Origin of the sequence: Saccharopolyspora halophila, assembly GCF_039531955.1 — a bacterium.
Lineage (GTDB): Bacteria > Actinomycetota > Actinomycetes > Mycobacteriales > Pseudonocardiaceae > Saccharopolyspora > Saccharopolyspora halophila.
In genome coordinates, this window is the sequence record NZ_BAAARA010000008.1 from 387,202 (window position 1) to 399,646 (window position 12,445).

Consider the following 12,445-nt stretch of genomic DNA (forward strand, 5'->3'; position numbering starts at 1 on the left):
ACGGCGTGCGAGGTTCCGCCACCCGCGCCGCTCCGCGAACCGCGAGCTGAAGCATCCCTTCAGGCCTCTCCCCTGCGCAGCAGGCGACCCGCGGGTTCGGGGGTGTCGCCACCGACGATCCGCTGCCCGCGCAGCCAGGTCTGCCGGACCACGCCCGCCAGCGGCCTGCCGTGATACGGCGAGACCGGGTTGCGGTGGCGCAGCTTCGCCACGTCGACGACGAAGGCCTCGTCCGGGGCGAACACGCACAGATCGGCGTCCCTGCCGATCTCGATGGCGCCCTTACCGCGCAGACCGGCGAACTCGGCGGGCTTGCGGGCCATCCAGGCCACGACGTCGTCCAGGGCGAAACCGCGCTGCCGCGCCTGCGTCCACACCGCGGGCAGGCCCAGCTGCAGGCTCGACACGCCGCCCCAGGCCACCCCGAAGTCACCCGTGTCGAGACGCTTGAGATCGGGCGTGCACGGCGAGTGGTCGCTGACCACGCAGTCGATCAGCCCGTCGGCCAGGCCCTGCCACAACAGCTCGCGGTTGCGCGCCTCCCGGATCGGCGGGCAGCACTTGAACGCGGTGGCGCCGTCCGGGATCTCCTCGGCGATGAAGCCCAGGTAGTGCGGGCAGGTCTCGACGGTGATCCGGACGCCCTCGGCACGCGCCTCGGCGATCAGCGGAAGCGCCTCGGCCGACGACAGGTGCAGGATGTGCACCCGCGCACCGGTCTCCCGAGCCAGGTCGATGACCTGCTTGATCGCGATGTTCTCGGCGCCCTGCGGGCGAGAGCCCAGGAAGTCGTCGTAGTGCGTGCCGTGCGCATCGGGCGCGCCGTCGATGGTGTGCGCGTCCTCGGCGTGCACGATCATCGTCGCGTCGTGCGAGGCGAGCTCGCGCAACGCGTCCTCGAGCTCGTCGGCGCCCAGCGGCGGGAACTCGTCCACGCCGGAGTGCAGCAGGAAGCACTTGAACCCGTAGACCCCGTCGTCGTGCAGTCCGCGCAGGTCGGCGAGGTTGCCCGGCACCGCGCCACCCCAGAACCCGATGTCCACGTGCGCCTTCGGCCCGGCCGTCGCGCGCTTGACCTCCAGCGCGTCCACGTCCGTGGTCGGCGGCAGGCTGTTCAGCGGCATGTCGATGATCGTGGTGACCCCGCCCGCGGCGGCGGCTCGAGTGGCGGTGTCGAAGCCCTCCCACTCGCTGCGGCCCGGATCGTTGACGTGCACGTGCGTGTCGACCAGACCTGGCAGCAGCACCTCGTCCTCGGCGAGTTCGACCACCTCGGCGGCCTCGATCCGCGCGTCGAGCGGCTCGACGGCCGCGATCCGGCCGTTCCGGATCGCCACGTTGCCCGAGGTCTCCCCGTCCGGCCCGATCAGCCGCGGGGCGCGGAAGACCACGTCGAATGGTTCGTCTGTTGGTTCGGCCAAGGCGGACGCCTCCCTTGTCGCGATGGTTGCCGGCCGTTCTCAGCGACCGCTGAGCGGCCAGCCGGAAATCTCCTTGGACAGCGGCGTCGCCCAGCCGCCCACCTTGGAGGTCTTGAGCCCGAGCCGGACGAGGGTCTCGGCGAGCCCGACCGCGGCGGTGACCCCGTCGACCACCGGCGCTCCGATCCGCTCGGAAACCCGCTCGTCCAGACCGGCCATGCCCGCGCAGCCCAGGCAGATGACCTCGGCGCCATCGACCTCGATCGCCTGCTGCGCCTCCCGCGCGATGTGCTCGGCGGTGCTGTCCAGGTCGTTCTCCAGGTCGAGCACCGGCACCCCGGTGGCCCGAACCGAGGCGCAGCGGGAGTCCAGCCCGGTGAGCGCCAGCCGGTCGCGAATCTGCCCGGTGGTGCGGTGCAGCGAGGTCACCACCGAGTAGCGCCGCCCGAGCAGCGAGGCCGTGTGCGCGGCCGCCTCGGTGATGTCGACGACCGGGACCTCGAAGAGCTCGGCGAGACCTTCCTTGCCGTGCTCGCCGAATCCGGCCAGCACCACGGCGTCGAAGGGTTCGGTCACGGCGCTGACGCGGTCCATGACCCCGACGGCGGCCAGGTAGCTCTCGAAGTTGCCCTCCACCGAGGCGGCGCCGAACGACGGGGTCACGGCCGCGATCTCGGTTCCGGGGGCCGCGACGCTGCTCGCCTGCACCCCGATGGCCTCGGTGACGCGTTCGGTGGTGTTGACGTTGGCGACGACGATGCGCATGCGGGCCCTTCTCGGGTCGTGACCGTTCGGCGCTCCGGAGAACCGGGCGCTTCTTTCGTACTGCGAAAGTATATCTGCGTGTATACGTAAGTTAGGGAAGCGCGTGGTGCCCGTCAAGAGAACCGGCCACCCGCGCGCGGGCAGGACCTCAGTAAACGATCCCGCTGAGCACCATCGCCCTGCTCGAGCGCACGTGGCGCTGGGCGACCTCCGCGGCGAGCGCGACATCGCCGGCCACGATCGCGGCGTGCAGCTCCTCGTGCTCGGCGCAGACCCGCTCGGGCTCCAGGTTCACCCGGAACAGCCAGGCCAGCCGGCCGTGCAGCGGCTCCAGCATGGACACCAGCAGCTCGTTGCCGGACAGCGCCATGAGCTTTTCGTGGAAGGCGGTGTTGGCCTCGGACATGGCCTCCACGTCCGAGGCCTCCAGCGCCCGGCGCGCCTCGCGGGACAACTCCCCCAGGCGCTCGATGTCCTCGGCGTCGCTGCGCTCGGCGGCCAGCCGCGCGGCCAGCACCTCCAGCGCCTCGCGGACGTCGAAGAGCTCCTCCAGCTGCCGCCGATCCAAGCTCCGGACGAACACGCCCCGGCGGCGCTCCCGCACCTCGACGAGACCGCCGCTCTGCAGCATCCGGATCGCCTCGCGCACGGGCACCCGCGAAACCCCGAACTCGACGGCGATCTCCTGCTCGAAGATCCGGTCGCCGGGCCGCATCCGACCATCGCTGATGCGAGCCTGCAGGGCCTCGTAGACCTGGTCGCGCAACGGCGCGCTCGGCCCCGCGTCCGGCTCTTCGGTCACAGGCACAGACTCCTCCTCGATCGCTGTGCCCACCAGCCTAAGAGGTCCGCGGAGGATGCAGCGGAAGCCGCAGGCGGTGTGGGCCTCAGCCCGCACCGCCGCGGCGACTCGGGCGTCGTCCGACGAGGACAGCCGCGGCGCGTTTCGATGCTCGATCGCGGATCACGACGTCCGTTCCGCCATGCGCGCCGCGGGCCCCTCCGGCACGGCCCCTCGCCGACCGGCCACCGAGCAGGCGCCGCCCTGCGGGCGAATCGCCGCCCACGACGCCCGACGCCCGAGCAAATCTATGCCACGGACACTTGAAAACCTACTCCCTCGAATGCAGAATATGTGGTGCAGCCATGAAGGACCGGGTCCGCGAGCCCGGAGGCCGCGGACCACGCGCGGAAAGGGGGTCGCTCAACCATGACTGTGGCGTTCGATCCGCTGTTCCGGGACCTGAACCGGCTGGCCACCGAGGTGTTCGGCTCCAGCCGGGCACCGCAGGCGATGCCGATGGACGCCTTCCGGAGCGGGGATCAGTACGTCGTCCAGTTCGACCTGCCCGGCATCGATCCGGAATCCCTGGAGGTGCGGGCGGAGAACAACACGCTCAGCGTGCGCGCCGAGCGCCGCGTCCGGCCGACCGGCGAGGGCGATGCCGAGACGAGCTACATCAGCGCCGAGCGGCCGAGGGGCACCTTCTCCCGGCAGCTGTCGCTGGGCGAAGGCCTGGACCTGGACAACGTGAGTGCCGACTACACCGATGGCGTGCTGACGGTGACGTTGCCGGTAGCCGAGCAGGCCAAGCCCCGTCAGATCAAGGTCGGCCACGGCGGCGGTGGCCACAAGGTCATCGAGAACAGCGGTCCGTGAGCGCAGCTGTGGACGCCGAGCAGAAAACCTGTGCTCGCTGATGTAGACATGGCCGATCATCGCTGCTAGATTATTTGCCACCAAGGCGAAGTCAGTGAGCGCCATCAACGAGGAATCGGCGCCTTTGCTGGAGAAGAAGGGTGCGGTTCGACGGGGACGCGCAGGGTGGTCCCCGTCGGGCTAGGAAGAGATTCGCAATCCGCAGGCGAGAGAGAGGGGAGGCGTCGCATCGCAGGTGTTGAGGCCGCGTCGTCCCGGTATTCGCACGTGGATGAGCGGCTAGCAGTGAGCAAGTAATCCCCGCGACCCCCGGCGCACGCTGATGCGCCGGGGGTCCGATCGTGAGCGGGGACGAGGAGATGCATGACCAACGAGCACGCCGGGATCGAGGAGAAGTTCGACGACACCGACTTCCCCGCCTACACGATGGGCCGGGCCACCGAGCTGGTGGGCGCGACGCAGCCGTTCCTGCGCTCGCTGGAGGACGCGGGCCTGATCACGCCGACGCGTTCGGCCGGCGGGCATCGCCGGTACTCGCGCAGGCAGCTGCGGCAGGCCGCGCGCGCACGTGAGCTGGTGGATCAGGGCATGCCGGTCTGGGGCGCGTGCCGGATCATCGATCTGGAGGACCAGCTGGCCGAGCTGGATGCCGCATCGGCCAACGAGCAGAACTGAGCAGCGGCGTCCGCGCGATCGGCTCCCACGAGCGGTTCAGCGCGGGGCCAGCACCACCACCGGAATCTCCCGGTCGGTCCAGGCCTGGTACTTCGCGAAGTCGGCGTACAGCTCGACCAGGCGCGGCCAGAGCTCGTCGCGCTCGCCCGCGGTGGCGACCCGCGCGGTCACCGGAACACCGCGACGACCCTTGAGGTGGACGTGCGTCTCCGGGTACGCCATCAGGTTGAAGTACCACTGCGGATGCTTCGGCAGGCCGCCCTGCGAGGCGACGATCACCAGCTCCGCACCGGATTCCAGGTACAGCAGCGGTGTGGTGAAGAGCCTGCCGGACTTGCGGCCGCGGTGCTCGAGCAGCAGCGTGGGAACGGGCTTGCGAAAGCCCGCTCCGATCCGCCACTTGCTGCCGATGCGCCCGTTGGTCAGCTCGAAGAGCTTGACCTGAATCCTGGCCATGTACTTGATGGCCTTGGCCGTCACCGGTGAATCCAGGCCCTTGGGGGCCTCTTCGGGCAGGCTGAAGCGTCCCATCGCGAGCTCCTGACGATCTGGTGGCGTCCGGCCGACGGGTCGATCTCACCACCCCGGCCCGGTCACGCACCAGCTTTCGGCGCCCGATCCGGAAGCGCGGACGGCGTGAATCGGTCAGGCCGGGCGAGGCCCCCGCACCGAACCCGACCGGTTCATGGCGCCCTCATTCGGCGCCCGCGGTGGTCGCCGCAAGAACGCGACGCATGAAATCGTCGCTGCGGGCGACCGACCACCGGGGGTCGATGTGGCTGGTCTGTCGCCAGGTCGTCCCGACGTTCTCGTGATCGGTGATGCCGTGCCTCCAGGCGGCGAGGTCACCTGGCATCAGCCAGACCATCGGCACCTCGTAGGCCAGGCACAACTGCCGCACCAGAGCGGCGGCGCGATCGAGCATGGCCTGGTGATTGGCGTCGTCCCACCGGGAATCGGGCCCGGTCTGCGGGTCGCAGAGCTCGACGCCGATCGAGTGCTCGTTGGGCGGCGCGTGGTAGGCCACGGTCCAGTCGTCGACGCACTGGATGGTCTCGCCGGGGTCGACGATGTAGTGGCAGCTCGACACGTACGACGGATTCTGGAAATAGCGCGCGATATCGCGAGCACCGCCGTACTCGCACGGCGAGACGGTGCCGTGCATGACGATTCGGGACACCGGCAGATTGGTGTCGGCCCCGTGGTACTTGGCCGGGATGATCGGTGGCGTGGGCGGAGCGGTCATTCAACAAGTGTGCGAATCAAGAAACCCACCGTATAGGTCCGAGCCGGTGGTCTGCCTGAACACGTTCGGGGCATACCAACGCGTCCAGCTTCAACGAGCGACGCGCTCAACCTGTGCGTTGAGCGAAGGCGATGACGTTGGCGAGGTAGCGACCGTCCGCATCATCGAATCGCCCACCACAAGTGATGAGCCGGAGTTCCGGCCCTGGCGTGGGCCCGTAGACGGCCGCTGTGGGAAACGCGTCCTTCGGATGGCGCTCGATCTTGTACGCCGTGAATACCGCTGTGCTCCCGTCAGCTCGATCAACAAAGATCTGCGCACCGGCTTCGAGCCGTGACAGGCGATAGAAGACAGCCGGACCGCGATACGAATCAACATGCCCGGCGATTACCGACGGACCATTTTCACCGGGCTCCGGACCGGCTTCCCACCATCCCGCGACATCGTTCTTCGTCGGCGGTTGCAGCGCGCCACTTCGATCGACGTCGAGAGGCTGAATCGAAGCATCGATGGACTGCGCCGGAACACGAACCCGAACCGGTCTCGCTGCGTTCTCGCCACCGATTCCGGAGCTCGTCGAAGACTTCGAGCGCGAGAGCGAATCCCGCGGTGCCGCGTCGATGACGTGCGCCTTTTCTGCCGTCCCCTGACAGCCGAGCAAAAGCAGGACCAGGAGAAGACAGGCACCGGCGGACCAGTTCCGCCGACCGGCGCCGATGCCCGCCTCCATCGAGCTTTTCCCGTCCACTGGACGATCAGTCGGACTTGCCCGGACGCCGCTGCAGCACCAGCGTCCCACCAGCAGCCACCAAGGCCAGCCCGGTCAGCCCCAGCGGCAGGGCCGCGTCGGAAGCACGGTCAGCCATACCTCCGTGACCAGCCTCGACACCTCCAGTGGGCGCCATTCCTGAGTCACCCGCGCCGACGGGGGCCTGCGAGTCGCCTTCCCCCTCGACCGGCGCGGAACTTTCCCCTTCGGCAGGCGCTGACTCGGAATTGCTTTCCAAGGCTTCGCAGGCGAGGCCGTCGTTGTCCGCGTCCAATCGCTCTGGATCCCCGGGCACGCTCTCGAACGCGGATTGGGCTTCTTGTCTGCTCGAGAAATCAGCACAATCACGATCCTGCGCGATAGCGGTACCGGGAAGCGCGAAAGCCGCCGTACCCGCGAAAATCACTGCGATCATCGATGCGCGGCATCGCATGCAGACCTCCAAATATCATCAATTTACACGGACCGAAAACGTATTATCCAACGCACGTAGATCACAAATTTCCTTCCACCCACGTGGGTTCTTCTCAGGACTGCGAAGCCACTCGATTGGCTACGGCTCGTCTCAAGCCTTGTGCGACGAAGTCGCACGTGCGAGCGGACGCACATGGCTTGGACGATCTCCCGGAGATAATGAATTTCATCGCGACTTGTCGTGCCCCGGCCGAATGCGAACGACGAACAAGCGCATTCGTGGACGAACGTCCAACCGCGCGCGCCCGGGCCGTGGGAACACCGCCAGCCAACGGGATCGTGCGCAGTTGCCCACCGAACAGACGCGCCGACAGCTCCTGCCGGGTCTCCTCCGCCGCCCGCTGCGAGAGGATGTGCCGCACCCGACCGACCGCCTCGGCGGTTGCGAGACGTGCGACGAAACCCGCCGAGAATTGTTCGAGCGGGGTGTCGAGAACGCGGGAACGGCTGCGTCCCCGGGGTGAACGCATCACAATGGATCCGCACCACCGAGGAGAACACGATGGCCAAGTACCTGCTGCTCAAGCACTACCGAGGCGCGCCCGCGCCGGTCAACGACGTGCCGATGGACCAGTGGACACCGGACGAGGTCTCGGCCCACGTGCAGTACATGCAGGATTTCGCCGCTCGGCTCGAAGGAACCGGCGAGTTCGTGGACAGCCAAGCGCTCTCCCCCGAGGGAGTGTTCGTCCGCTACGACGGCGAGGGGCGGCCACCGGTCACCGACGGTCCGTTCGCGGAGACCAAGGACCTGATCGCGGGCTGGATGGTGATCGACGTGGAGACCCGCGAGCGGGCGCTCGAGCTCGCCGGCGAGCTGTCCGCGGCTCCCGGTTCGGGTGGCGAGCCGATCCACGAGTGGCTCGAGGTGCGCCCGTTCTACGGCGAGCAGCCTCCGACGGCCGAGTGAACGAGTCGCTGCTCCGGGAGCTGGTTCCCGTGGTGATCGGTGTTCTCGTCCGTCGCGGAGCCGACTTCGCGACGGCCGAGGACGCCGTGCAGGACGCGCTGGTCGACGCCGTGCGCGCGTGGCCGGACGACCCGCCGCGGGATCCCAAGGCGTGGCTGATCACCGCGGGCTGGCGCAAGTTCCTCGACACCATCCGCGCCGAGACGTCCCGGCGGCAGCGCGAGCTCCGCGTGGAGAGCGAGCCCTCCCCCGGCCCCGGCGAGGCGGTCGACGACACGCTCCGGCTGTACTTCCTGTGCGCACATCCGTCCCTGACACCGGCCTCGGCGGTCGCGCTCACGCTGCGCGCGGTCGGCGGGCTGACCACGCGCCAGATCGCGCAGGCCTACCTGGTGCCGGAGTCGACCATGGCCCAGCGGATCAGCCGGGCCAAGCGAACCGTCTCCGGCGTCGACTTCGATCGTCCCGGCGATGTCGCGACCGTGCTGCGCGTGCTCTACCTCGTCTTCAACGAGGGCTACTCCGGTGATGTCGACCTCGCCGCCGAGGCGATCCGGCTGGCTCGGCAGCTGGCGGCGCAGGTGGATCATGCGGAGGTCGCGGGCCTGCTCGCGCTCATGCTGCTGCACCACGCACGGCGTCCGGCGCGGACCGGTCCGAACGGCGTGCTCGTACCCCTGGCCGAGCAGGATCGCGGCCTGTGGGACACCCGGATGATCGCCGAGGGCGTGGAACGGTTGCAGCGCGCGCTGGCGCGCGACGCGCTGGGTGAGTTCCAGGCCCAGGCTGCCATCGCCGCGCTGCACGCCGACGCCCCGACGGCAGCGGAGACCGATTGGGCGCAGATCGTCGAGTGGTACGACGAGCTGGTGCGCCTGACCGACAATCCGGTGGCCCGGCTCAACCGGGCCGTGGCAGTCGGCGAGGCCGACGACCCGCAGGCGGGGCTGACCGCGCTGTCCGAGCTGGACGACACGCTGCCCCGGCACACCGCCGCCGCCGCGTACCTGCACGAGCGTGCCGGTGACCCGGCCACGGCAGCACGGCTGTACGCCGAAGCCGCCCGATCGGCGCCGAATCTCCCCGAACGCGACCACCTCACGCGACAGGCCGCCCGGCTCAACGCCCAGCTGCGCGGGTGAGCGCCGCGCAGGTCGACAGGTGCTCAGGGTGCGCGCGACCCGACTTCCCGCACCACCGCCCGCTCCCCGGAGACGGCATCGGGCAGCAGGCTGCGGGCTCGTCGGTCCCCTCGAAACGCGCGCGACCGCACATCGGGCCACGCGGTCCATTCCTCGATTTCCAGGCCCGCGCGGTCAGCACGTCGTCGGACGTCTGCCCCGGCGACGCGCACATCACCAGCGGTACCGGGATGCGGCACGCCGGGGCGATGAATCTCGTCTCCGCTACCGGTCCACATCACCGACAGGGAGATGCATCCCCCTTGAGGAGAAATCATGACCGCCACCTACACGTTCGACGTCTTCTCCAGCCTCGACGGCTTCGGCGCGGCCGGCGGCGACTGGACCGGCTACTGGGGGAAGCAAGGCCCCGAGCTCCTCGAACACCGCCTCGCGCTGTACAGCGAGGAGCAGCGGATGGTGCTCGGCGCGAACACGTACCGGGCGTTCGCGCAGATGCTGGCCTCGAGCACCGAGGACTCCGAGGTGCGCGACCCGTGGGTGACGCGAATGCGCAACCTTCCTGCCACCGTCGTGTCGAGCACTCTGCGAGGAACGCTCGACTGGCCCGACGCGACCGTCGCTGGCGGTGATGCCGTCGACGTCATCGCCCGGCTCAAGGAGGAATCGGACGTGCCGCTGCGCTCGCACGGCAGCCTGTCGATGAACCGTGCCCTGATGGCAGCCGGACTGGTCGACCGCATCCAGGTGACGCTCTTCCCAGTGATCACCGGACGAACCGGGCTGGACCGGATCTTCCAGGGTGCGGCCGATTTCGACCTCGAGCTGATCGAGCGCCGAACGCTCGACGACCACATCCAGGAACTCGTCTATCGGCCCACTCCGCACATCTGATCGCACCAGGTGCCCGGCGGATGTGAACAGCTGCTCACGACCGCTCGCCGGTCGCATCCCCGCGGTCGAGGGTGCGGATGGTCAGTCCCGCCGTGCGGAGCCGATCGAGCAGGGCCGGGCCCATGGCGGTCGCGGTGGTGACCTGTCCCGCCACGTTCGGGAGGTCGTCGAAGGCCAGGCACAGCGCCGACTCCGCGATCATCTTCGCGGTCTCGTCGTATCCCGGGTCGCCACCGGCGAACTCGGTGTGGACCCATCGCCCACCGGCCTCACCGATGAAGCGCACGGAGAACCACGACCTCGCCCGGCGCTGCTCGCTCGGTCCCGTGCCGGGCCCGCGCAGCGAACCCAGCGCACGCCGAGCAGGCGGGACCTGGGACAGCAGCACGAGCGCTCCGAGCCCGGCCATGCCCGCCGCGAACACGGGAAGTCGCCGCACGGCGGCATATTGCCGGTAGGTGAAGTCCGGTCCGTACTCCGGCAGCGCGGCCGCCGAGCGGGACACGATCCGCGGGTCGAGGCTGGGCATGGGTGCCAGCCACATCCCGCTGCCCCGGTCCCGCCGCGGGGATCCCAGCGGAGCGCGGACGCGCCGGTGCTCGGGGCGCTGCTCGGCTCGGCGGCGCTGCTGCGCGGCCTCGGCCATCTCGCGCGGCCGGGAGAACGCGGTCAGCGCGGAGGCGAAGGTGCCGCCGGAAAACGAGGCATCGGCCCTGACCTGGGCGGTCACGGTGACCGGCTGCTCGGTGGGAAGCTGCTGCACGGTGTAGTACGCGCCGAGGTCGTAGGGGATCGAGTCGAACCCGCAGGCGTGCACGATCCGCGCGCCGGTGCGCAGCGCCGTCTCGTGATGGCGCAGGAACATCCGGTCGACGAACTCGGGCTCACCGGTCAGGTCGACGTAGTCGGTCCCCGCCGCAGCGCACGCGGCGACCAGCGGCTCACCGCAGGACAGGTAGGGCCCCACCGTGGTGATCAGCACCCGGGTGGACTCGGCGAGCCGACGCAGAGCGGCCTCGTCGGCGCCGTCGGCCTGCACCAGCGCGAGGTCCGCGCATGCCGGATCGATCTCGCCGAGCCGCTGCCGCACCGCGGCCAGCTTGTTCTCGTCGCGCCCGGCCAGCGCCCAGCGGCATCCCGGCGGCACGACCTCGGCCAGGTGCCCGGCGATGAGTTCACCGACGAACCCCGTAGCGCCGAAGAGCACCAGGTCGTAATCCCGTTCAGCTGCCATCCGGTGAGCGTCCTTTCAATCGCGGGCGAGCGAGGTTCGTGCCACCTCGCTGGACATTGAACATAACGGCGTTATGGCAAACCGGCAAGGCCGCCCCGCCCTCCGCGGGTTCACCGCCCACCGGCGTCCGCCCCTACCGACGAACCCGCGAGTGAGCGATGGCGGCCGACGAGCGGAAGCGCCGCCGCCCGGCCGGAGAGACCTCGACGGACTTCACGACGTGACAGGGCCGACCGCGCCGCCCAGCCGCGCGAGCGGGGACGCCGCCGAGGTCGCGGGAAGAACCCCGCTCACCGGACCTGCCCCAGCGGTGGACCTTTGACTGATCGGCTTCAGCGCGGCCCGACCTGCCTCGCCGCACGTCGTCAGGCGATCTTGGCTACGGCGCTCCAGAACGCGGTTCGTGCACCATCTGCCGGCACGAACCCGGGCTCGGGGCGCCAGTCGGTCGCGTACACGGCGCCGGGCGCGACGAGCTCTCGGTCGCCGAGCATGGCGGTGAAGTCCTCGTAGCTGCGGTGCCTGGCGGCGTTCGTGGTGCTCGAGTACAGGCGATCGATCTCCGCGACCTTCTCCGGGGTGTCGTAGTGGTCCGTGATGTGCGAGACGGCCAGGAAGCTGCCCGAGGGCACGGCCCGGCAGTAGGCGTCCAGAATCCCCGCCGGGTCCTCGGCGTCCGGGATGAAGTGCAGCACGGCCACCGCCAGCACGGCCAAGGGCTCGCTGAAGTCCAGCAACCCCGCCACCCCGGGCGCGTTGAGCACTTCCCGCGGATCTCGCAGGTCCGCTTGCGTCACGGTGACCGAGGAAGCGTTCGAGAGCATCCGATACGTGTGCGCGACCGCGATGGGCTCGATGTCGACGTAGGCCACCCGCGTCGACGGGTCGACCTCGTGCGCTATCTCGTGGACGTGACCCACCGTGGGAATGCCCGAACCCAGGTCGAGGAACTGCCGCACACCGGCGTCCAGGCAGAACCGAACCACGCGCTGCAGGAACGCCCGGTTCGCCCGAGCCCCGGGAATCATCGTCGGGGTCACCTGCAGCGCACGCGACGCGGCTGCGCGGTCCTGAGCGAAGTTGTGCGAACCGCCGAGGTAGTAGTCGTACATCCTGGCCGCGTTCGGCGTCTCGACGTCCACATCGCCACCGACCCAGCTCAAGTCCTCGCTCACGTTCCGACCCCTCCCCTCGACGACATGCCGCCGAGCAGCCGATCGCGTCACCACGCCGCTGTCAACCATCGCGACGCGAA

13 protein-coding genes and 1 pseudogene are annotated in these 12,445 nt (G+C 69.5%); 5 read left to right on the top strand and 9 right to left on the bottom strand.

Translation table 11 applies throughout. The features are described from left to right. Positions 1-59: 59 nt before the first annotated feature. From allB to ABD289_RS14360, 3 genes are all read right to left on the bottom strand, one after another. Positions 60-1,421, bottom strand: coding sequence for an allantoinase AllB (allB, locus tag ABD289_RS14350; RefSeq protein WP_344131588.1), 1,362 nt, complete (start codon positions 1,419-1,421; stop codon positions 60-62). A gap of 39 nt (positions 1,422-1,460) precedes the next feature. Further along, positions 1,461-2,186 (bottom strand): aspartate/glutamate racemase family protein, encoded by a 726-nt coding sequence (locus ABD289_RS14355; RefSeq protein ID WP_344131591.1) that lies wholly within the window; start codon positions 2,184-2,186, stop codon positions 1,461-1,463. Positions 2,187-2,334: 148 nt separating this feature from the next. Continuing rightward, positions 2,335-2,994 (bottom strand): GntR family transcriptional regulator, encoded by a 660-nt coding sequence (locus ABD289_RS14360; RefSeq protein ID WP_344131594.1) that lies wholly within the window; start codon positions 2,992-2,994, stop codon positions 2,335-2,337. Positions 2,995-3,396: 402 nt separating this feature from the next. Here ABD289_RS14360 and ABD289_RS14365 point away from each other — a divergent pair, with 402 nt between their 5' ends. Then, entirely contained in the window at positions 3,397-3,846 is a 450-nt protein-coding gene (locus ABD289_RS14365; protein WP_344131597.1) for an Hsp20/alpha crystallin family protein, read from the top strand. Between the two features lie 363 nt (positions 3,847-4,209). After that, a complete protein-coding gene (locus tag ABD289_RS14370; protein ID WP_344131600.1) occupies positions 4,210-4,521 on the top strand; it encodes a MerR family transcriptional regulator in 312 nt (103 codons plus the stop codon). Between the two features lie 36 nt (positions 4,522-4,557). On the opposite strand, the gene ABD289_RS14375 is transcribed toward ABD289_RS14370, so the two are convergent. The 4 genes and pseudogenes from ABD289_RS14375 to ABD289_RS14390 form a co-directional block, all read right to left on the bottom strand. Next, positions 4,558-5,052: a nitroreductase family deazaflavin-dependent oxidoreductase gene (locus tag ABD289_RS14375; protein ID WP_344131603.1), complete on the bottom strand. Its 495-nt coding sequence runs from the start codon at positions 5,050-5,052 to the stop codon at positions 4,558-4,560. 163 nt (positions 5,053-5,215) lie between these two features. Next, positions 5,216-5,767: a peptidoglycan recognition protein family protein gene (locus tag ABD289_RS14380; protein WP_344131606.1), complete on the bottom strand. Its 552-nt coding sequence runs from the start codon at positions 5,765-5,767 to the stop codon at positions 5,216-5,218. A gap of 106 nt (positions 5,768-5,873) precedes the next feature. Beyond that, a complete protein-coding gene (locus ABD289_RS14385) occupies positions 5,874-6,497 on the bottom strand; it encodes a class F sortase (RefSeq protein WP_344131608.1) in 624 nt (207 codons plus the stop codon). Positions 6,498-6,789: 292 nt separating this feature from the next. After that, positions 6,790-6,969 (bottom strand): annotated as a pseudogene (locus ABD289_RS14390) (excalibur calcium-binding domain-containing protein); the annotation flags it as partial. 543 nt (positions 6,970-7,512) lie between these two features. Here ABD289_RS14390 and ABD289_RS14395 point away from each other — a divergent pair. The 3 genes from ABD289_RS14395 to ABD289_RS14405 all read left to right on the top strand — a co-directional run bounded on the left by ABD289_RS14395 (position 7,513) and on the right by ABD289_RS14405 (position 9,956). After that, positions 7,513-7,920: a YciI family protein gene (locus ABD289_RS14395; protein WP_344132082.1), complete on the top strand. Its 408-nt coding sequence runs from the start codon at positions 7,513-7,515 to the stop codon at positions 7,918-7,920. Beyond that, positions 7,917-9,062 (top strand): RNA polymerase sigma factor, encoded by a 1,146-nt coding sequence (locus ABD289_RS14400; RefSeq protein ID WP_344131611.1) that lies wholly within the window; start codon positions 7,917-7,919, stop codon positions 9,060-9,062. Before ABD289_RS14395 ends, ABD289_RS14400 begins: the two co-directional genes overlap by 4 nt. A 315-nt stretch (positions 9,063-9,377) precedes the next feature. Then, on the top strand, positions 9,378-9,956 hold the full coding sequence (locus ABD289_RS14405) for a dihydrofolate reductase family protein (RefSeq protein WP_344131614.1): 579 nt from the start codon (positions 9,378-9,380) through the stop codon (positions 9,954-9,956). Between the two features lie 34 nt (positions 9,957-9,990). On the opposite strand, the gene ABD289_RS14410 is transcribed toward ABD289_RS14405, so the two are convergent. Both ABD289_RS14410 and ABD289_RS14415 read right to left on the bottom strand, forming a co-directional pair. Next, positions 9,991-11,190: a saccharopine dehydrogenase family protein gene (locus ABD289_RS14410; RefSeq protein WP_344131617.1), complete on the bottom strand. Its 1,200-nt coding sequence runs from the start codon at positions 11,188-11,190 to the stop codon at positions 9,991-9,993. Positions 11,191-11,555: 365 nt separating this feature from the next. Then, on the bottom strand, positions 11,556-12,365 hold the full coding sequence (locus ABD289_RS14415) for an SAM-dependent methyltransferase (protein WP_344131620.1): 810 nt from the start codon (positions 12,363-12,365) through the stop codon (positions 11,556-11,558). Between the last annotated feature and the right edge of the window lie 80 nt (positions 12,366-12,445).